Below are 19,083 nucleotides of genomic sequence, written 5' to 3' on the forward strand. Positions count from 1 at the left end.
CATCGCTGCGCGATGTGCAAAGGAAACGAATTGCTTCGCAATTCGTGAAAGGCGCTTCGCACCTTTTATTCCTGGCTTCGCCAGGAATGGAAATTACGCTTCGCTTAAATTCCTGAAAGACAGGCAGGTCCGCTTCGCTCCCCTGCCTGTTCCGGCTCCGCCGGAACGGCTGGCTACAGGACAGGATGGGTGCATCCGTGCAGGCCTGTGTAGGATCCCGAAGAACAAGCCACGCCTGGGCGGTGACGAGGCGTCACCCTAGCCGGTGCCGGCCCCCGAGGGTCCGGGGGCCGAACTCCGCTTTGCTCCATTCGCCCCTGACGATCTCTCACCTCTGCACGAGGTGATCTGTGCATGGAACAGTCTACCCGAAAACCACCACGATCACATGCGGTTGCGCTAGAGTGAGACTCGCGCATCATCACCGTGTATCTGCATCATCCTGTGCGATAATGCTCTGTGTAGCATCCCGAGCGGATCGCTACCACCTCTGCCAGGGACTGTCGCCCTTCTCGATTCTTGGAGTACGGATATGCCGAATCCGGAAAAGATCACGTTGCGGCCTCATCAAATCGAGGCCGTTGACGCCGTGGTGCGCGGCCTTGATATCCCGCCCGGGAAGCGGATTCCGCGTAATGGCCTGCGGGCCACGGTGGTGGCGGCGTGCGGTACCGGAAAGACCTTCATTGCCGCCCATTCCGCGCTGCGCCTGGCACGGAATGGGCGCATTCTCGTGTTGCTTCCGACCTTGGATCTTCTGACGCAGACGGTGAAGGAATGGCGCTCTGCAGGGCATACGGGTCCAGCTGTGGCGGTGTGTTCGCTCGATGATGACCCGCATCTGTGGGATCTGGATGTGCGATCCACGACCAGCCCGCCGCAGTTGGCGCTGTGGCACGGCCGCGGACCGGTCACCGTGTACGCCACCTACGCCTCTCTGCCGGTGCTGGCTGAGGCGCACGAGGGCGCTTACGGGCTTCCCATGGACGTTTTCGACCTCGTGGTCGTTGACGAAGCCCACCGTACAAGTGGCTCCGCCGGTAAGGCCTGGGCCGCCATCCACGACCAGGAGGTCATCCCGGCGATGCGCCGGCTCTACATGACCGCCACTCCTCGGATCTGGAAGGAGCGCCCGCCTCGGAAGCTTGAGCGGGCCGTCTCGGAGACCGGCGAACTGTTCGAAGGCCGGGACCGGCTGCCACGGGAGCTGGCCTGCTCCATGGACGATCCGAAGATCTACGGCCCCGTCGTCTACGAGCTGTCACTCGCGTCAAGCGTCTCGCGCGGGCTGCTCGCGCGCTACCAGATCGTGGTGGTCGAGTTGAGGGATCCTCTCGTGACTCCCGCCCGTCTGGCCGGGGAGGAAGGCCGGGAGGAGCGGGTCCGCGGTGAGCGGATGGGCACTCTGCAGGCCGCGCTGCTGGAGACTATGAGAGCCCATCAGCTGCAGACCACCATCACCTTCCATCACCGGACCATAGAGGCCTCCGCGTTCGCGAAGGGGCTGCCCCGGGTCGCCAAGCGGCTGCATGCCTCGGATCCGGAGCGGTATCCGGAGAAGGTCTGGGCCGACTGGCTGAGCGGCGAGCATGAGATGGACCACCGGCGCTCCGTGCTCGCTGATTTCGGGCGCAGGGCCGGGCGTGCGGTGCTTTCGAATTGTCGTGTTCTGAATGAGGGTGTGGATATTCGGGCCGTGGACAGTGTGGCCCTGCTCGATCCCAAGGGGTCCGCGGTCGATATCGTTCAGGCCATCGGCCGGGCGTTGCGTCAGAAGCCGGGGCAGGGGAAGGTTGCTACATTGATCGTGCCAGTTTTTTTGGCACCGGATGAGCGGCCGGAAGACATGTTTACTTCCGCTTCTTATCGCCCGTTGGTGAAGGTCCTTGAAGGGCTTCGGGCGCATGATGAACGTGCCATTGAAATGCTCGCAATTCCTCAGGAAAATCAGAAGCGGGTTGTAGATCCGTCGGAAAACATCGGCCCGGAACCAGAGGAAGGCGCAGAGGAGTCGCGGCTGCTGCTGCGCTTCGCGGCCCCCCGGGATCCGGTGATGGTCGCCAAGTGGGTCAAGTTCCACGTCCTCGACACCGAACGCCAGGACTGGGCCCGCGGGTACGACGCCGCACGCCGCTACCAAGAGCGGGAAGACAGTCTCGATGTGCCCTACGGGCACCAGGAGGGCGCGTATCCACTGGGCAGGTGGCTGTCAGATCAGCGAAGGGCGTACCGGGCCGGGACTATGCCCAGCACCCGGGCGGACGAGCTGGAGGAGCTCGGGATGGTGTGGGACACCGCTGACGCCGGGTTCGAGGAGAACCTCGCCGCGGCCCGCGCCTACTACGCCGAAGCTGGGACCCTGGCCGCCCCGCGGCACGCCACTGCTTTGGACAAGCCCGTGGGGCAATGGCTCACCAACCTCCGCCGGCCCGGCGGGCTCGGCAAAGACCCCGGGCGGGCGCAGCGACGCGGCGAGCTGCTCGCCGCGATCGACCCCGACTGGAACCCTGGGCAGTTGGGCTGGACCGTGGACTGGCAACGCCACCACGTAGGGCTGCGCGCGCTCCTGGAGGCCGGCAGCACGCTGGAGGACATCCTGCCCGGCGTCACCTACCGCGGCGACGACATCGGACGCTGGAGGGCCCGGCAGGTAAGGGACTGGGCACGGCTGAACCCCGAGCAGCAGCGGCGGCTGGGAGAGCTGGGGGTGGGACCGGCTGTACGGGCGAAGACGGCGTCGGCACGGACCAGCGCGAAGACGGGGGCAGGCAAGGGCTCCGATGCGTTCACACGGGGCGTAGCGGCCCTGCAGCAGTTCATCGCACGCGAGGGGAGAACTGTGGTCGGCAGAGCTCACATTGAGGGGTTGCCCGACGGCACCTCCGTACGGCTGGGTGTATTTCTCAGCAACCAAAAATCACGCCGCGACCGCTTGAGCGAGGAGCAGCTGGCCGCGCTTGCCGAACTCGGCCTCGACTGGGCATGAGCGGATAGCCGGGACAACAGGGTCTCGCCGCGCGCACCATGGAGTTGTGGCTAGCCAGGATGAAAAGGGCCAGGGCGGCGTGCTGGAGCCGGTCGGGCGGGCTAATGCGGTCCGGCTGACCGAAGAGCTGCGAGCGGCGCTCGGGGAGGCGCGGCAGGTTGCGGTGGTGCTGGCCGTGCGGGTGCAGGCTGCGCACCGGGCCCGGGTATGGATTCCGCTCGGGTACTCCGGGTGGGGTGCCTACGCACACGGTGAGCTCGGGATCAGCAGAGCGCAGGCGTACCGGCTGATCGATATCGCCGAGTCGGCCGGCGCGCTGAACCGAGCGATCGGCGCGGCCGGGGCCCTGGCACCCGTGTCACCCGCGGGAGACACCAGTACGGGTGGTCTCGTGGATGTGGGGCTGTCACAGCGGGCGCTGCGCGAGGTCCACGGCCGGCTCGATGAACTCAGCCGCACCGTGACCGAGCGGCTCACCGCAGCAGCCCAGACCGGGGCACTGGACGCCCCGGTGGTGAGCAGCATCGTGGGCCAGGCCGTCGAGGAGCTCCGCCACGAACCGCCCCGGGCAGCCCGTGACACCGCTGATGACCCTGATGACGGCGTTGCCAGCGCTGGTGAGGCCGATGACGGCGGAGGGATGGAGCAGGCACTCGCTGACGCGCAGCGGCATCCCGCTGACACTGCGGTGATACGGCACCTGGTCGACGAGATGGCCGCGGCCGGCGGGCGGCTGGGACAGATCGCTCTCGAACTCGCCCCCGCATACCTCTCCGAACAGGAAGCCGTCGACACGGTCCTCGCCCGGTACGCGAACGACGTCGGCTGCGACGTGGACACCATCCTCGCCGTACGCCGCTACGCCCTCACCGGCGACCGCCGCACCCTCGAAGGCACCTGGCTCTGACCGAGCCCACCGCAGCATGCTGCGCGGCCACCGGGGTGAATCCGACGCCCGCTCCCGTGACCTGTAACGGGCTGGCCGTGTTGGCCAGGTGACGCGTGCCCGCTGCGAACAGCCACGGGAGACGCCATCGTGTGGGGCCTTTGTCCTGCCCGGCCAGGGCCCCACACACCGCACTGAGCGGGGGCTGTGTGTGACCGGCAGAGCTCCGCTGCTCGGAAGCCTCAGCGCAGGAAGCCGAACAACCCGTTCTTCTTACGCCATGCTTCCGCTTCCGCCTTCGTTTGAGCCGCTTCAGCCGCCCGTTCCTCGGCCTCCTGGCGCTTCCCCTCCTTGACGGAGGTGCACACGGTGCAATCACTGCCCGGCGGTACGGATTGCCAGGTATCGCTCGGGTAGACATCACGGCCGCAGGTCGGACACGCCCACGCGCTGGCCTTCCGTCGCCGCTTCGTCTCTTCCCGCTCACGCTGCCCGCGCTCCTGCTCGGCGCGAGACGTCAGGCGGCGCTGCTCCTCGCGGGCGTGGAAGGCGCGGTAGTCGTCCGGGTTGTCCAGGGCCACTTCAAGGGATTCGAGATGGGAGTGGCCGTAGCGCCACCAGATGACGCCATGGGGGCCGTGCTCCTGCAGTCGGGCGAGCGTAGTGACGATGACCGGGATGGTGCCCGTGTAGTCGCGGTAACCATCCTTGGTCCCGCCCGTGGTCCCGGTTCCATAGAGGCTTCCGCCGTGCCAGTGGCCCTTCCAGCATTCTTGGGAGAGGTCGCGGACGGCTTTGATACGGTTCATCATCGCCTCCCGCCCGACCTTGGCGGTGAACACCAGAGCCAGAGGCGGATACCCGCCGCGGCCACTGTCGTCGTAGAGGGTGCGCCACAGGGGGACGTCCCGCCCGTCCGTGTCCTTGACGGTACGGCGGAAGAACCGGCGGTACTTGACGAGTTTCCCTGCCACGGTCGGCCGGTCCTCGGTGCCGTTGTCGACCTCCACGAACAGCACCGGCAACCCCGCCTGAGGAGCCGTCAAGACCGCGTCCGCGCGAGGGCTGCCCCTGCCCGGCGTGGTGAACGTCCCCGTCACCGGCAGCACTACCTCGGTCTCCCACCCGGGCAGCGTGCCGATACCCGGCGGGCGCGGACCACCTTCCAGGACCGGGTCCGGACGGGAGGGGGCCGGCAGCTTCTTACGGACAACCGGGCTGGTTGGTTCCGGGACGGTCTGGAGGAACGCGGTGATCGTGTCGGTGACCTTCCGCGCGTGCGGAGCACCCGAGGCCACCGATGCCTTCGCCGTGCCGCCCATCTCCTTCACCTCGCGGTCCAGGACCACGCTCGCGGCCGCCAGGCCGGCTGGGGTGAGGTTCCACAGCTTCTCGCTGACCCGGTTGCCCTTCGCGTTGATCCGGGTCGCCGAACCGAGCGAGACGACCAAGCCCTCCACCACGAGATCCTTCGCACCATTACGGACGGTCTGCGCATCCGCGGTGCCCGGACACATCAGCTGCCGGATCTGCTCAGCCGTAGCGACCTTCACCACCCCGAGCCCGGCGAGCACCATCGTCCGCGTCTTCGTCGTCGACCCATACGGCCGCGTCTTCGTCCCACCCACCTGCTAACCCCCCGCACCTTCCCTGCCCGCCCGGCCGCCGCCCGCGGTGGCCGGCGACAGCCAGCCCCGGCACCCCCGGAACCCGATGATCACCACTCCTACCACTCCCTACAGACAGGAGAAGGTGAGAAAGAGGGTCGGTCGAGACACCGGAAACGGGCTGGGCAAGGGGTCTGAACTGCGTAAACGCTCACATCATCTGTGAAAGACACCGTAGGGGAGACCGCAGGGGAAAACATAGGGAACATTGCAGGGCCGACCACGCCCTCTCAGCGGCTTGCCCACCGGACCGAGTTGGTCACGCCGGCCGGAGTTGGTCACGCCGGCCGGGTGGCTTCCAGGAGGAAGCCGCCCGACCTCGCACACGGCATGGCCGCCCGGCAGGCCGCACGGCCGGTGCCGCCGCAGGCCATAACAGCGCCTATGGGTGGTGGAGAACAGCTCAGGCAGCACTCCACTGGTGCGCCCGGGCGCCGCGCCACTCGATCCACCGGTCATCGTCCAGGATGCTGTCGGGATCCGGGACGCCGATGCCCTCGAGGAATACCACCAGATCGTGATCACTGTAAGCGGTGCCGAGGATCTCATCCCGGCCCCGGGAATGCACAGTGACTCTCCGGCCTCCCGTGCGGGAAGGCCGGTGCACAACAATCGGCGCGCTCCTCACCCTCCCCAGCGTGCCCCCCGCAACCGTGCCCGGCGAGCCCGCACAGCCCCCTCACAAAAACAGGCCCGCATCCGCCAACCGCGGATGCGGACCTGGATACGTCACCTCAGCCTTGGAAACCGCCTCGCCGCCCAGACCATCCGAATCAACGACCTGCGAAGTACGGGTTCTAGGATCCCCGCGGCCACAGTCTCAAAGTCAGCACTGAATTGCGTGGTGACGTCCGTGGTGGAGACGAGCACCGCCTACATCAGCCCCTGGCAACCGCCGTATGAGGACTGCACACACAGCGGCGGCGGCCTCCACCACACAAGTGGGGGCCGCCGCTGTTTCCAGTGTCGTCGACCACCGGTGCCGCGTGGGCGGGATGTCACGCTGGACGGTTCACTTCTGGCGCTGCGACCCCGCTGGACGAGACACCTGTTCCTCTGGTCCTCGGGAGTGTTGCCTGCCCGCCACTCCAACCGTGAGTAAGGTACCCGCATGACCGCCCCTTACAGTCCCGATGAACGGGAAAAGGTAGTTGCCAAGCTTCCTGCCTCTCTGCGGCAGGAACTCAAGGTCCGAGCAGCCCAGTTGGGCGTGGACATCAAGGATGCCGTCACGGAAGGCGTCCACGCCTGGCGAGACGCCGACGGGCCCCGCCCATCGGTCAACACGTCTGGAGGCAATTCATTCGCCACCTACCTTCCGACCGGGCTGTACGCGGAGTTCAAGAACGACTGCAAGGAACGGGACATCCCCTTCAACCAGGGCATTGCCCAGTCGATCCGCCTGTGGCTCGACAGCAACCTCTCCCCCCGTCGCGTTCCCCGCACGACCGGCGCCCGCCGACTCATCTTCGGCAACCAGAAGGGCGGGGTGGGCAAGACTGCGACCTCGGCCGGCGTCGCGGAGGCCCTCGCGGAAGGCGGCGAGCGCGTTCTCCTCGTCGACTTCGACCCGCAGTGCCACCTCACCAAGCAGCTCGGCTACGAGATGCTCGGCATCGACAACCCCAGCCTCGCCAAGCACATGCTGGGCGAAGGAAATGGCGCGCTCCGCGATCTGCTCGTGCCCATAGAGGAGGGCTCCTTCGGCGGCCGGCTATTCCTACTGCCCGGTTGCAAGGACGCGTTCCTGCTGGATGCCAAACTGGCCACCAGTCGCCACGTCCGCATCAAGGAAACGGCACTGGAGAAGGCCCTGGAGCCGCTGGAGAGCGAGTTCGACTTCATCGTGATCGACTGCCCGCCCAGCCTCGGCTACTCCATGGACACCGCCCTCTACTACGCACGCACCCGCGACTCCGAAGAACCCAGCGAGTCAGGTGTGGTGATCCCCGTCCTGGCCGAAGACAGCTCGGCCGACGCGTACGACATGCTCTTCGATCAGATCGAGGACCTCACGGCCGACCTGGATGTCGGCATCACCAAGTTGGGCTTCGTGGTGAACATGTACGACAGCCGTAAGGGCTACATCGCCACCTCGTCCCTCGACAGCTGGAAGACCATCGGCGATCCGCCGGTCCTCGCCGTGGTCCCTGAGCGGAAGGAACAGCGCGAGGCGAACCGCCTCAAGGCTCCCCTACTCACCTCCGCGCCTGACTGCGAGCAGTCCGAAGCCATGCGCACCATCGCCCTGGCGGTGAAGGGGTGAAGGCCGCTGACCGGCTGGGTGCCGGGTCCTCGTTCACCAACGTGCCACGCGGACGGAGCGACCGCGGACGAGCCAAGGCCATCACGCAAGGCGATGTCCCGGCCTACGAACTGGTGCGCCTGCATCTCAACGAAGTCGCGCCCACTCCCCTGAATCCGCGCCGGAACTTCGGCACCGATGAAGAGAAGTCCCGGTTCGGCGAGGAACTACGCGCTGTCCAGCTCGCCGCATGCGTGGCGGTCTCCCGGGAGACTTATCTGGGACTGTGGCCCGAGCATTCCAGTGAGATCGGCAAGGCCGACTACGTGCTCGTCAACGGCGAGCGCCGCTACCGCAGCGCGGATCACGTCGGGCTGGAAGCCCTCGACTTCGTCGTGCGCAACGACCTGGCCTCTTCAAGGGAAGACTTCATAGACTTCCTCCTCAAGGAAAACCTGGACCGTGAGGACTTCGACCTCGTGGAAAGGGCGCGCGGCGTCCAGGCCCTCGTCGCCGTATGCGCCTATGAGAGCGAAGCCGGCGCCCAGACCCGGGCGGCCGAGCGGCTGGGTAAGTCCAGGGCGTGGGTGACCAATCAGCTGGCCTTGCTGATTTTGCCGGATGACATCCAAGAGAAGCTCAGCTCCGGTGAGTTGCCGGAGCGCGAGGGACGCCTGCTGGCCCGCCACTACAAGGCGCACCCCGATCTGAGCTCCGCGGACCTCATGGAGCACCTGGCCCTGTCCCGGGAGTCTCAGGCCCGTAAGCGGGAGGATGAGAAAGAGCTACTGCGGGCGGCCAAGAGCACGGCTGTGTTGACCGCGGTCAACAACGAAGTACCTGTCGAAGAGGGCCGGGGCGGTCAGTCGACCGTGTTGACCACGGTCAACGACTCCGTGCTACCGACCGACGACGCGCCCACCCGCTCGGTGTTGACCGCGGTCAACACCGAGACTCCCCCGGCGGCACCGAAGCGCGACACAGCCGGTAAGCCCGCCTCTTCGGTCTCCGCGCCGCCGTCAGGCCCCGTCTTGCCGCACCAGGACAGCCCGGCGGGCGAGGCCACTGAGTACGCCAAGGTCCTCATGAAGGAACTCGGTGACGATCCAACGGAGCAGGCGCGGACGATCGCTTCGGCGCTCAGCATGCCGGAGCTGAGCGAGTTGGTCAGTGCGCTTCGCGCCCACATGTAGCGCACGCTCCTGATCGTTCAGAGTGGCCCCCTCCGTTCCGGCGGGGGCCACTGTTGTTGACCGCAGTCAACAACCAGCGCGCCAGTGGATGTGAGGACAAGTCCCCGGAGCTGAGCCACACGGCTGCTGGACAGTTCCCCTCCCGCCCAATTTGCGTGCGGCAGAGTGTGATCGGGGGGCACTGTCTCATCGGAGGGGATTCAGATGACAGACACCGAAAATCTCAAGGAGGACCTTGAGTCCGCCATCGGCCACTACGTCACGGCCGTCGCAGAGAAACTCCTGACCGAAGGGCTTCCCGTCACGTCCGTCCATGCCTATGGGGCCTATGACGACGCGACCCAGAAGGACCCCGACGATGTTGAGGGGGAGTCGACTTCACCGCTGCTTTTCAGCACAGCATCATCCCTGGAGGCGAGGCGGGGCTCCTTTGGACGGGCCCATCCGGCTGGTGCTTCTTCCTACTACCCGAGGGGCAATCGTCGGTGTACACCGGCGCGCGTTGGCTCGGCGATGGTCTCCTGCCGTCTCCCGATCGGGTAGCCGCGTTTGTCTCGTCGGTCCAGCTGGACAGCCGGAGTGCGGGCAGTACGGAACGTCCCTTCTACCGTTCTCCCCGGACCGGCCTCTCCGAACTGCTTCGGCGGCTTGAAGGCTTCGCGCCCAGTGACCAGTACAAGTTGCACAACTATGAGTACCGCTTCCGGTCCGTGCAGGGCACGGCGTACCGACGTCGCGTGATGGAAGCGCTGTTGCCCAGCGAGGATCAGATCGTCGATCTGCCGATCCGACGTGGGGAACTGCGGGCCCTGCTGCACATGCTCGAGTACGCGGGAGCGGGCTCCCCCGCCAGTGCCGGAGTAGAAGAGTTCGTGGCTCCGTTTGTCGCGGACCTGACGCACCGGTTTGGCCAGGGTCACGGCAGCGCTCAGGAACATCGGGAAGCGGGCACGCATGCGCACCAGGTGTGGCAGCGGATGGAGGAGTACCGGCTCCGCAAGAAGCTGGAGGAGGAGTAGCGGTGGGCGGGGTCCCTTGGTCTCTGTTGTTGACCGCGGTCAACAAGAAAAGGAGTTCGCCGCGACGTGCTCCAAGAACAAATCGTGTTGACCGCGGTCAACACGGGGGAGCCGTCTCGCTGCTGACCTAATGGCTTTCACTAACGGTGTCCGGCCAAGTGCTGAAACACAAAGAGGCCTGTGCCCGCGGAGTCCGCGGGCACAGGCCTCTTCCGTACGGGCCGTGCTTGTCCGGTCGCCTGTGCGCTACACCGCCCGCGTGATGTTGCCATGGCAGAAGACTCCGATCCCCAGCAGGACACCGATCGCGCTACCCGCGCGGGTCAGTCCGATCAGGGCCGCGAAGCAGCGGGACGATGCTGCATGCTGGACCTCTCCTGATCTCGAAGAGGTGAGGAGAGGGCGGCCGGCCTTTTGCCGGTGCTGCGGCCGGATCTCTCCGGAACTTTCCGGAGGCCAAGGGCCGCTTCGTGGTAAGGGCGCCCTGGTGGCGAGGGTGGCGTCGATGACGATCTCGGGAGCGGGGTCGGCTGCGGAGCCCTGTCCTTAGCTCACGCCAGGGACACGGCTTCGGTATCAGCGGGCCCAGTACCACTGGTCCAGCTGGTAGGCGGACAGCGCGCACAGCGGTATCTGGGTGCGCTGACCGTTCTCGTCCTCGACGGTGAGGTGTGTGGTGTCGCGATGGACGATGAACAGCAGCGCGGGAACGTCGGTGTCGGTGACCTCCGGCCGCAGGGTCCACATCTGTCCTGGGTCGGCGAGCAGCCAGGGATCTCCGGCCAGGACTCCTTCGCACACGAGTCGGTAGGCGGCGGGTTCGGGGAGGAGGTCTGAGGTGATGAGGTCACGGACCAGGGCGCCGATGAATGCTCCGGCTCGTTCGGGGCCGATGAGGAGGTCGAGGGGGAGGAGTGAGGAATGCATGGTGGGCTCCAAGATCGTGCAAGGCTGGGTTTTCCCCGGGGCGGCTGGCTGGCGATGTGGCTGGTGACGGAACAGCCACCCCGGGGGCATTGCTGAGTGCTCAGGCGTGATCGCCGCCGCTGGTGCGTTTGCGGGGCTGTGCGTCGGAGACGAACCGGGTCTTGCCGGGGTGCGCTGCGTTCCACGCTTCGGCACAGACTTCGTGGGCCGCTTCCCCGTCGTGTGAGCGCAGCGGGGTGGGGTTGCCGCACAGCACGCAAGGGGCGTCCCGGCGGAAATGGATGGCTGCGCGCCAGTCGAGCAGCACCGGCCTGCCGGGGGTGGTCATGCCGCTGTGCTGGTGCGGCTGGTGCCAGGCCGGCCTTCACGGCGGCCATTGATGCTGCGCGCCCGGGTATGGCCGGGGCGGGCTTGGACGATGATGCCGCGGTGTTTTCCCTCGTACATAGCGGTGTCGGCGGCGCGCATCAGTGTCGGCAGATCGGCGCTGCCGATGCCGGTCGGGGTGGCGGCGCCGAGGGAGACGGCCAGTGGCAGCAGTCCGTCTCCATAGGGGACGGGGCGCGTCATGAGGCGGGCTAAATGTTCCAGGCGCAGGTCTTGGTGGCGGGGCTCGATGCGTGTCAGTGCGGCGAATTCGTCGCCTCCGAGGCGGCCGGCGATTCCGTGGTGGCCGGCCCATTCGGTCAGGCGGGTGCCGATCGCGGCGAGCGCGGCATCGCCCGCGGCATGGCCGTAGCAATCGTTGAGCCGTTTGAACCTGTCGGCGTCCGCGAGGACCAGGACCACCTCGTCAGGGTGGCGTTCGAGGAACCGGTGCGCGCGGTCGGTGAACGCCTCGCGGCGCCAGGTCGTGGTGAGCGGGTCGCGCTGCGCCTGGATGAGGCGGCGGCGCAGGACTGTGGTGTGCAGGGTCCATCCGGCCAGGGGGAGGGCCATGGCGGTGATGTGGAGCGTCCTTGGTAACGCCTGGGTGGTCATACTGGGGGTTTCCTTCTCGTCTGATGCACGGGTTGGAAAGCCCAGGGCGGTCGCTGAGACGGCTGCCCTGGGCGCTTTGCGTTCTGGGGGTTCAGGGGGCGAGCTGGTGATCGGCCGGGGGGAGCGTGGCGTGCCGCATCGTTGCCGAACCAGTTGTTCGCGGTGCAGCTGCCACAGCGCACTGTCGGGGTGAGGGGTCGGTGGGCTCGGCACAGTGCGGGTGCTCGATCCGGTGGCCGACCCAGCAGCGCGACTATCACGATGATGTAAAGGGGTATTTCCTGATTAGGGGAGATATGCCAATACTGGGCTTCCTCTCGTTTCTGCCGCGGGGGGAAGCCCGGAACAGTCGTGGGGATCAGGGAATGTCACGGCGGCTGTTCCGGGCACTTTGATGCGCGGGGCTTAGGCGGCGAGGTGGTGGCTGGCCGGGGGAGCGATGTAGCTGGCCGGGTCGGCGGGGGTGCCGTCGTGGCACTCCAGGCAGCTGTCCAGGCGGGTCGGAAGGACGTAGTGGTAGCGGCGGTGGCAGATGCCGCAGGTCTGTCTGGCTGCCATGGCCTTGTCGAGTGCGTACTCCTTGGCGAGCGTCATCGGCCGCTTCGGCAGAGCCAGGTCGATGCGGTAGAGCAGCCCGTTCTTCGGCCCGCGCGTCTGGACTTCGGCCACCGGGTCCTGGCCGCCCGGGCGTAACCCCAGAGCGTCTAGCTGCCGTTTCGTGGCGAGCCCCTCGGGTGCCTGCAACCGGGCGAAGACCGGGATGGTCGCCGCCTCGGTCGGCTTCGCGTAGGGGTCGACCTCTGTGACCTCTTCCAGTGCCCGCCCCATTACCGGCTCTGGAGGTGCGGGGTGGCGAAGCGGGCGGGAGGGGCGGGGTAGCGGGGGCCGGGGAGTGTGGGGCGAGGGCGGCCTATGCGGCGCCGGGGCCGGGGTGTGATCATGGCTGGGCTCCTTCATGGATGCGAGGGGGCGCGGGGGCGGGCCGGTAGCGCCTGGGGAGGCTCGCGGGCCCGCCCGCCGGAAGGTCAGTGCGTGTGCGGTGCGCTGTGCGATCGGCTGCTCGGCTGGGGTGGCAGCAGTGGTTTCACCGTGGGCGAGCCGGTGATCGCGGGTGCCGGACTCGGGTGCTGGTGGGGCTGATGAGCGGCTTCGCTGGTGCCACACAGCTGGTAGCCGAGGAACAGGCCCACGCACAGAAACGCCACGTGCCGATTGCGTTTCCACCAGCTGGCGGGGACGGGCTCAGTGAGGATGCCGATCACGGCAGGCGGCTTCGCCAAGAGGACCTCTCAACAAACAGGGCCAGGCCCCTTTGCCATAACGGAAATGGGAGGGGCCTGCCGGGCGGGTGCGGGTGGTGCAGGCCGGGCGGCCTGGCCCGCGCCCGACCCCTGTGTGCGGGGTTCGGGTGCGAGGCAGGGGGACCGGAGCGCGATTTACAGGCCGCGGGCGTCGGCGAGGCCGGCGGCCTGGTCGAGCATCCGCATCGGGATACGGCCGTTTGTCCAGGCGTCGTTGAAGCCCGGTACGGAGTCGACGTCGTCGCCGAACGTGCGCCGGATGGCGTCCATGAGCACGGTGACGGCGCTGCTCTCCAGGCCGCGGTCGCCGCGGGCTTCGGCGCGGATGGCTCCGTACAGGCAGCGGGCGCCTTCCGCGTCGACCAAGGCGCCGCTGCACCAGCCGCCGGTGAGCAGCCGGTGGTGGGCGCGCTGGAGGAGGGCTGCCACCGGCGTCGGGTACGCGTTGGGCGGCGGTTGGAGGGTTGGGGTGAGCGGGAGGGTGACGACGTCGTCCAGGTCGACCGGCTCGGTGGGGATGTGCGCGGTGTTGACCTCGTAGGCGACAGCCGCTTCGTCCAGGCGCAGGGTCATCTGCGTGTTGACGAGAGTGAGGCGTTCCTCGAGAGACAGGGCCGCCGGCGGCGCGGTGGCTCGGGTGGTCGGGGCGGGGGAGAGCGTGGTGTGAGGCATCGGGCTCCAGGCAGGGCAGGGCAACGGGCGCCACGAAAAGGGGATGTCGTTGGCGCCCGTAGGGCGGGCACGGAGATGACAGGGGCGGCCAGGGCCTGGTGCAACTCGCCCACTCGGATGCGGTGTTGCTCTCGCGCAGGCAGGGCGGGCAGCCTGTATGCAGGCGGGCCGGACAGGGGAGAGGTAGCCGGGATGAACTTCTTATTCGTGTGTGGCTGGTGCGACGAGACAAATGTGCTGTTCTGCCCGCGCACGGGGTTCTGGGGAAATCGGTTCGAGGATCCCGAGGAGTTCGACTGCTGGTCTTGCGGGGGCACGAGCACGACTCCCTACGGCCCGTGGACGCCAGCCGATTGACCTACAGGCTGGAGAGCAGTCCGGCGAGCGAGGCGAGGCCGGTGTTGATCGCCGGGGCGAGGCCGGTGGCGGCGAGGGTGAACCCGAACAGGGTGCAGGCCAGCATGGAGCCGGCGCGCACGTAGCCGCCCTTGAGCAGGACAACGACGACGATGCCCAGCAGCAGTGCGGCAGAGAGGGAAAGGGCCACGACGGTGGTTCCTCCTTCACAGGATCAGGTAGGGGCCGGCCGCGCTCGGGCGGACCGGCCCCGGGTGGAGGGGTGGGGGTGTTCAGGCGTTGGTGAGGTTCTTAATGGCTTCCAGGGCCTGGCGCGGGGAGGTGACCGTGTCGCGGCGCGGCCCGGGCTTGGTGCCGGGGCTGCGGCGCTTGCCCTTCGACTTGGGCGCGTCCCCGTCGTCGTCCTCGTCGTCGTCTGGTTCGGGGCCGAACTCGCCGGGCCTGGGGGGCTCGTTCCAGTCGAACCACAGGTCGCGGGCTTGAAGCTCCCGGATCTCGTGGGCGGTGAGCTCCATGATCTTGTCGGGGAACAGGTGGCTGATGTCCTTGCTGAAGTCCATGTACAGGGTTCGCAGGGTCTCGGGCTTCTTGTTCTCCACGATCCAGCCGGCGCCGCCGGTATTCGAGCTGGCGGCGGGCTCCGGCTCGCCCTTCATGATCCGCTCGATGCGGCCTGCTTCCGCTTTGGAGAAGCTGCGCGGCAGCGGGTCCGGGATGTCGTCGGGGGCGATGCCCAGGTCCTTGAACATCCCGGCGACTTTCTTCGCGGCGACCTTCAGTACCACCGGGATGCAGTTCTCGCGCAGGTTCTCGCACAGCAGCTGCGTGAACCCGTCCTGCACGAAGATCGACTGACCGGCGACCTTCTCGCCGATCGCGTACTTGCGGCCCTTGACCGAGACCTGCTCGGCAAGGTCCATGATGTCCGCGCCGTACTCGCCGTCGCGGGCGGCGGAGAGGAACTCGTCCAGGTACAGGCTCAGCGGGGAGTACGGGCATCCCTGAAGATCTGGACTCCAGTCGTGGAGTTCGCCGTCTGCCCAGACCATTTCCGCGCGGATCTCCATCAGTGCGAGCGTCGCCCGCAGGGCCCGGATCATGTAGAGGGAGCCGGCGCCCTGACGGTTGATGTGCTCGCCCAGCGCGCGGGTCTTCTCATCCGGGGCCTGGGTTGCCAGCCAGACGACCGCCCCGTACAGGGCGTCGGCGGCGACGGCGAGCGCCATCAGCTGAGTTTTGCCGCCGCCGGACGGTGCGACATACAGGCCGTGAGCCGCACCGCGGTCGGTGAAGACCCGGTTGCGGGCGGGCTGCCCGTTCGTCAGGTAGCCGGTGACCCAACGGCCTTCCGCATCCGGGGTCAGGAGCTCGCGGGTGGCCGGGTAGACCTTGGCGAGCGGGGAGGTGTCCCACACGGAGACGAGGATGTCCGGACCGTCCAGAGTGACGAACACCGTGCCGTCCTCGTAGGAGGCACCGAGCGCCTTGCACAGGGCGGGCAGGTTCATCCGCGGCTCGCCCATGGAGTCCGGCATGTGCGCCGTCCAGTACGTCACGCCGCGCTCGCTGTTGCGGACCTTGCGGACGAACACCGAACCGGGGATGGCGTCGGCGCCGATCGCATCGGCCCACCACTCCTGGTCGGTAGGCGCCTTGCGGCGCCGTACCGCCTCATCCGGGGTCAGGTGCACCTCCAGCCAGCCCGGCCCGCCCTGGCGGCCGGACACCTGCGTCACGGGGGCGAACGTGACGTCACGTTCACCGATGCCGAACGCGGCCGCGACGGCCGCCTCGGACAGACCAGAGATCGGGCGGCCGGGCTCCGAGGCGCGCAGCAGCATCGTGAGGTCGTGCTCCATGCCGGGGTGCGGCACGGTTTTCACCACCACGGTGCGCCCTGGCATCCCGGCGCGCTCCCACAGCAGGCGCACCTCCCGGGTGAAGTGGTCTGCGCCGTCGTCGGGCACGACGGTGGCGGCGGGCTCCGGGGCGGGCTGCAGCTGGGGGGCGGGGGTGTAGCCGAGGGCGGGGCGGAAGCGGCGGCGGGCGCTGCGGGAGAACGGGAGCACGAAGAGGCCGGCGGCCGCCCACCCGGCGGCGAGAACGGCGTCCCACCCCCATCCGGGGGTGAACTGGGCCGCCACGTCAACGGCCGCCGCCAGGGTGACGGGGGACCAGCGGATCAGCTTGCGGCCGGTGCCCTCACCGCTCGTGACCGCCAGCACCGAGCTACCGACGCCGACGGCGCCGGCGAGCAGGGCGACGGTGTTGACCGCACCGGTGGGGTCAAGGTTCGGGGCTGCGGCGAGGACCGGCGCGGCCAGCGTGTAAGCGATGCGTTCCAGCACGACGCTGCGGGGCGTGGACACCGGGATTCTTCCCTTCGAAACAGTGATGGGCGGCCCCGCCGGTTGGCGGGACCGCCCATCAAATGGGGGGTGGGTCGGGGGTGGGTCAGATGTTGGGTCAGTGGGCCGGGTGGTTGGGTCAGTGGGCGAAGAAGCCGGGCTTGGGGGTGCGTTCCTTGCGGGAGGAGCGGACCTGGTCCAGGCCGTCGTAGAGCTTCGAGTGGGTGCGAGCGGTCTCGTGCGCGAAACCGGCGACCTCTTCCGCCGTGGCGTGCAGCTTGCGGGCCTCGACGGCAGCGCCGCCCAGCGCGAGAGACACACTGTTCGTGATCTCGACGAACTTCTTGTCGAGTTCGGCGTTGGCGATGCTCTCCGCCAGGACATAGGCGCGGTCGGCGTTCGTGCGCATGCCCCGCTGCAGACCTTCGAGTTCGGCCGTGGCGCTGTCCATGGCCCTCCCGATAGTTTTGAGCTTGTGCTGGACAGCCTTGTACCGGTTGTCGCCGTCTGTCGGCGCGGCGGCTTTGCCCTGCTGAGGGATCAGTTCGCTGCTCATCTGAGGACCCTTCTTCTAGTCGTGGTGGGCGGCGGAGGAGGCGTGGGTGAGGCCCGCGTCGTCCATGGCCTTGATGTCCTCGCCGTAGGTCCGGCCGACGGCGACGGCCGCGACGGTGGCAGCCTGCGAGGCGAGTTCACACTCGCTCGCGCACCGCTCGGCCTGCATCTTCATGCGGGCCGCCGCGTCGGCGAGGTCCGAGATCAGCTCAGTGACCTGCGTCGAGATGTTGTGGTCACCGACCAGGTCGATGGCCATGTCCCGCAGCGCGTCCGCGACCGTGCCCAGCGCCTCGGCCAGCGCCTCGGCCCGTTCCTTATCCGCGCCGGCGGCGACCGCGATGTTCGCGATCTCCATCAGGTACTCGTCGAACGTGATGTCGGTGCGGTGCTGCGCGGGCATACCGCTCTGCGCCGATGCCGTGGTAGTCGGGTTGGTCACGTGCGGCTCCTGTGCAGCGGGTCGGGTGGTGCCGGGGCGAGCGGTGTGAGGCTCCGGAGCGGGGGGCAGGGCGGTGGGCTCGACGATGACCGCGTCCGGGTAGTCGTCCTGACCGCCGGCCGGGGACGGCGGGGGCTGCTTGCGGGTTTCGTGACCGGGCCACTCCGGCGTCACGGTGCGGTTTCCGGGCCAGCCCGGACCATCCGCTGACGTGCCACCAGCCCCTGGCCCGGGGCTGTTCTTCGACGTACCGAAACCGGGAGCGGTAGAACCGCCTGACGGCTGTTCAGCGCCCTTGGGTGCGCCTTCCGGCCCCGTCGGCCCGGAGTTCTCTTTCGGGCCGTCTGAGGTGGGTTCAGGGCCGTTCTTCGGGGCTTTCCTGCTGTCGGTTCCCGTGGTGTCCGGGCCCTTCGTTCCAGCCGCGTCACCCTCTGCCTCAGCGCGCTTCCAAGCCCAGTGAGCGGCATTCACGCAGCGGCGGCAGCGGCACTGATACTTGTCGTATGCCTCCGCGCTCCCGTGCCGCACTCCGGGAGGCAGCTCCTTCGGCTTGTCGTACCGGATCTTGCGGCGGTCCCGCTCACCCTTGCCGTCCGTGCCGCCCTTGGGACCCAGGGCCGGGCTCTTCCCACCGCTACCGCCGCCGGCGCCCTTGGGGCCGTCGGGTGTTTTCTTCAGGCGGTCGCCCTTGGACAGGTCGACCTTTCGGCCTCCCGCCCCGTCCTTCTGCCGCGTCCTGTCATCCCTCTTGGACTGCTTGGGGGCCGGACCTTGCGGCTTGGACTGCTGCTTCGGCTGCTTGGGCTGCTGCTTGGGCGTGGGGCCCTGCTGCTTCGGCTGCTGCTTCAGGACGGGAGCTTGCTGCTTCGGCTGCTGCTTCGGCTGCTGCTTGGGCTGCTGCTTGGGCTGCTGCTTGGGCGTGGGGCCCTGCTGCCTGGGCTGCTGCTTCGGCGGTGGGGGCTTCGGCGCCTGCTTGGGCGCGGGGCCCTGCTTCGGCTGCTTGGGCGCGGGAGGTTGCTGCTTCGGCGGCTGCTGCTTGGGCGGTAGTGGCTTCGGCACCTGCTGCTGCTTCGGCGCCGGGCCCTGCTGCTTCGGCTGTTGCCTGGGGGCGGGCCCTTGCGGTCCTCTGGTCTTGGAGCGGCCCTTGTCCGCTCCAAGACCGGCCGCGTCGGACTTGCTCTGCGCGGCCGCCCAGGCGGCCCGCCCCTTCAACTGCGCCTGGCGCAGCTTGTTCTGTTGCTCCAGCAGCCCGGTTTCCCGGGCTGTTTTCGCGTTGAGTAGCTCTACCTTGCGGGCGATTTCCGCTTCCCGGTACGGGGCTTCGCCCTCGATCCGTGACTGCCCCAATGCGATCCGGTATTCGAGCCAGTCACCGAGCCTTTCGGCTAGCGATCGGCGATGAACATATTCACCCTCGGATTCGTCATCGAATTCTCCATCCATTCCAGAGGGGTCAATTCCGTCGGACGCTAATGCCGCCGCAGGGTTCATAGGGTGCGGGATT

17 protein-coding genes are annotated in these 19,083 nt (G+C 67.9%); 6 read left to right on the forward strand and 11 right to left on the reverse strand.

The genetic code is table 11. The features are described from left to right. Positions 1–532 precede the first annotated feature (532 nt). A complete protein-coding gene (locus OHS16_RS31690; protein WP_328541066.1) occupies positions 533–2,986 on the forward strand; it encodes a DEAD/DEAH box helicase in 2,454 nt (817 codons plus the stop codon). Between the two features lie 46 nt (positions 2,987–3,032). Beyond that, entirely contained in the window at positions 3,033–3,893 is an 861-nt protein-coding gene (locus OHS16_RS31695) for a hypothetical protein (protein WP_328541067.1), read from the forward strand. Between the two features lie 221 nt (positions 3,894–4,114). Here the strand turns inward: OHS16_RS31695 and OHS16_RS31700 are convergent, their stop codons facing one another. Further along, the gene (locus tag OHS16_RS31700) at positions 4,115–5,500 is read right to left on the reverse strand and encodes a replication-relaxation family protein (protein ID WP_328541068.1); all 1,386 of its coding nucleotides are present in this window, start codon (positions 5,498–5,500) and stop codon (positions 4,115–4,117) included. Positions 5,501–5,942: 442 nt separating this feature from the next. Next, entirely contained in the window at positions 5,943–6,167 is a 225-nt protein-coding gene (locus OHS16_RS31705; RefSeq protein ID WP_328541069.1) for a hypothetical protein, read from the reverse strand. 483 nt (positions 6,168–6,650) lie between these two features. Between OHS16_RS31705 and OHS16_RS31710 the strand changes: the two genes are divergently transcribed. From OHS16_RS31710 to OHS16_RS31725, 4 genes are all read left to right on the forward strand, one after another. Continuing rightward, complete coding sequence (locus OHS16_RS31710; RefSeq protein ID WP_328541070.1) at positions 6,651–7,805, forward strand: ParA family protein; 1,155 nt, start codon at positions 6,651–6,653, stop codon at positions 7,803–7,805. After that, positions 7,802–8,977 (forward strand): ParB/RepB/Spo0J family partition protein, encoded by a 1,176-nt coding sequence (locus OHS16_RS31715; protein ID WP_328541071.1) that lies wholly within the window; start codon positions 7,802–7,804, stop codon positions 8,975–8,977. Before OHS16_RS31710 ends, OHS16_RS31715 begins: the two co-directional genes overlap by 4 nt. 204 nt (positions 8,978–9,181) lie before the next feature. Continuing rightward, positions 9,182–9,520 (forward strand): hypothetical protein, encoded by a 339-nt coding sequence (locus OHS16_RS31720; protein WP_328541072.1) that lies wholly within the window; start codon positions 9,182–9,184, stop codon positions 9,518–9,520. 194 nt (positions 9,521–9,714) lie between these two features. Next, complete coding sequence (locus OHS16_RS31725) at positions 9,715–9,996, forward strand: hypothetical protein (protein WP_328541073.1); 282 nt, start codon at positions 9,715–9,717, stop codon at positions 9,994–9,996. Between the two features lie 576 nt (positions 9,997–10,572). Here the strand turns inward: OHS16_RS31725 and OHS16_RS31730 are convergent. The 9 genes from OHS16_RS31730 to OHS16_RS31770 form a co-directional block, all read right to left on the reverse strand. Next, the gene (locus OHS16_RS31730) at positions 10,573–10,923 is read right to left on the reverse strand and encodes a hypothetical protein (protein WP_328541074.1); all 351 of its coding nucleotides are present in this window, start codon (positions 10,921–10,923) and stop codon (positions 10,573–10,575) included. A 100-nt stretch (positions 10,924–11,023) separates the two neighbouring features. After that, complete coding sequence (locus OHS16_RS31735; protein WP_328541075.1) at positions 11,024–11,251, reverse strand: hypothetical protein; 228 nt, start codon at positions 11,249–11,251, stop codon at positions 11,024–11,026. Next, entirely contained in the window at positions 11,248–11,904 is a 657-nt protein-coding gene (locus OHS16_RS31740; protein ID WP_328541076.1) for a GGDEF domain-containing protein, read from the reverse strand. Before OHS16_RS31740 ends, OHS16_RS31735 begins: the two co-directional genes overlap by 4 nt. 405 nt (positions 11,905–12,309) lie before the next feature. Further along, positions 12,310–12,732 carry a ferrous iron transport protein A gene (locus OHS16_RS31745; RefSeq protein WP_328541077.1) on the reverse strand — a complete coding sequence of 141 codons (423 nt, stop codon included), beginning with the start codon at positions 12,730–12,732 and terminating at the stop codon, positions 12,310–12,312. Between the two features lie 608 nt (positions 12,733–13,340). Then, positions 13,341–13,877: a DUF6197 family protein gene (locus OHS16_RS31750; RefSeq protein ID WP_328541078.1), complete on the reverse strand. Its 537-nt coding sequence runs from the start codon at positions 13,875–13,877 to the stop codon at positions 13,341–13,343. A gap of 358 nt (positions 13,878–14,235) precedes the next feature. Then, positions 14,236–14,424 carry a hypothetical protein gene (locus OHS16_RS31755; RefSeq protein ID WP_328541079.1) on the reverse strand — a complete coding sequence of 63 codons (189 nt, stop codon included), beginning with the start codon at positions 14,422–14,424 and terminating at the stop codon, positions 14,236–14,238. Positions 14,425–14,506: 82 nt separating this feature from the next. Further along, complete coding sequence (locus OHS16_RS31760; RefSeq protein WP_328541080.1) at positions 14,507–16,603, reverse strand: chromosome segregation protein ParM; 2,097 nt, start codon at positions 16,601–16,603, stop codon at positions 14,507–14,509. A gap of 118 nt (positions 16,604–16,721) precedes the next feature. After that, positions 16,722–17,138 (reverse strand): conjugal transfer protein TraB, encoded by a 417-nt coding sequence (locus OHS16_RS31765; protein WP_328541081.1) that lies wholly within the window; start codon positions 17,136–17,138, stop codon positions 16,722–16,724. Positions 17,139–17,153: 15 nt separating this feature from the next. Beyond that, on the reverse strand, positions 17,154–18,926 hold the full coding sequence (locus tag OHS16_RS31770; protein ID WP_328541082.1) for an ATP/GTP-binding protein: 1,773 nt from the start codon (positions 18,924–18,926) through the stop codon (positions 17,154–17,156). Positions 18,927–19,083: the final 157 nt, after the last annotated feature.

Source organism: Streptomyces sp. NBC_00344 (genome assembly GCF_036088315.1).
In the GTDB taxonomy this organism is placed as follows: Bacteria; Actinomycetota; Actinomycetes; order Streptomycetales; family Streptomycetaceae; genus Streptomyces.

What these genes read in the sequence shown, in the direction of transcription:
- OHS16_RS31765 (WP_328541081.1), bottom strand. Translation starts at nt 17,138, where the DNA reads ATGAGCAGCGAACTGATCCCTCAGCAGGGCAAAGCCGCCGCGCCGACA.
- OHS16_RS31750 (WP_328541078.1), bottom strand. Translation starts at nt 13,877, where the DNA reads ATGCCTCACACCACGCTCTCCCCCGCCCCGACCACCCGAGCCACCGCG.
- OHS16_RS31745 (WP_328541077.1), bottom strand. Translation starts at nt 12,732, where the DNA reads ATGGGGCGGGCACTGGAAGAGGTCACAGAGGTCGACCCCTACGCGAAG.
- OHS16_RS31730 (WP_328541074.1), bottom strand. Translation starts at nt 10,923, where the DNA reads ATGCATTCCTCACTCCTCCCCCTCGACCTCCTCATCGGCCCCGAACGA.
- OHS16_RS31690 (WP_328541066.1), top strand. Translation starts at nt 533, where the DNA reads ATGCCGAATCCGGAAAAGATCACGTTGCGGCCTCATCAAATCGAGGCC.
- OHS16_RS31740 (WP_328541076.1), bottom strand. Translation starts at nt 11,904, where the DNA reads ATGACCACCCAGGCGTTACCAAGGACGCTCCACATCACCGCCATGGCC.
- OHS16_RS31710 (WP_328541070.1), top strand. Translation starts at nt 6,651, where the DNA reads ATGACCGCCCCTTACAGTCCCGATGAACGGGAAAAGGTAGTTGCCAAG.
- OHS16_RS31735 (WP_328541075.1), bottom strand. Translation starts at nt 11,251, where the DNA reads ATGACCACCCCCGGCAGGCCGGTGCTGCTCGACTGGCGCGCAGCCATC.
- OHS16_RS31720 (WP_328541072.1), top strand. Translation starts at nt 9,182, where the DNA reads ATGACAGACACCGAAAATCTCAAGGAGGACCTTGAGTCCGCCATCGGC.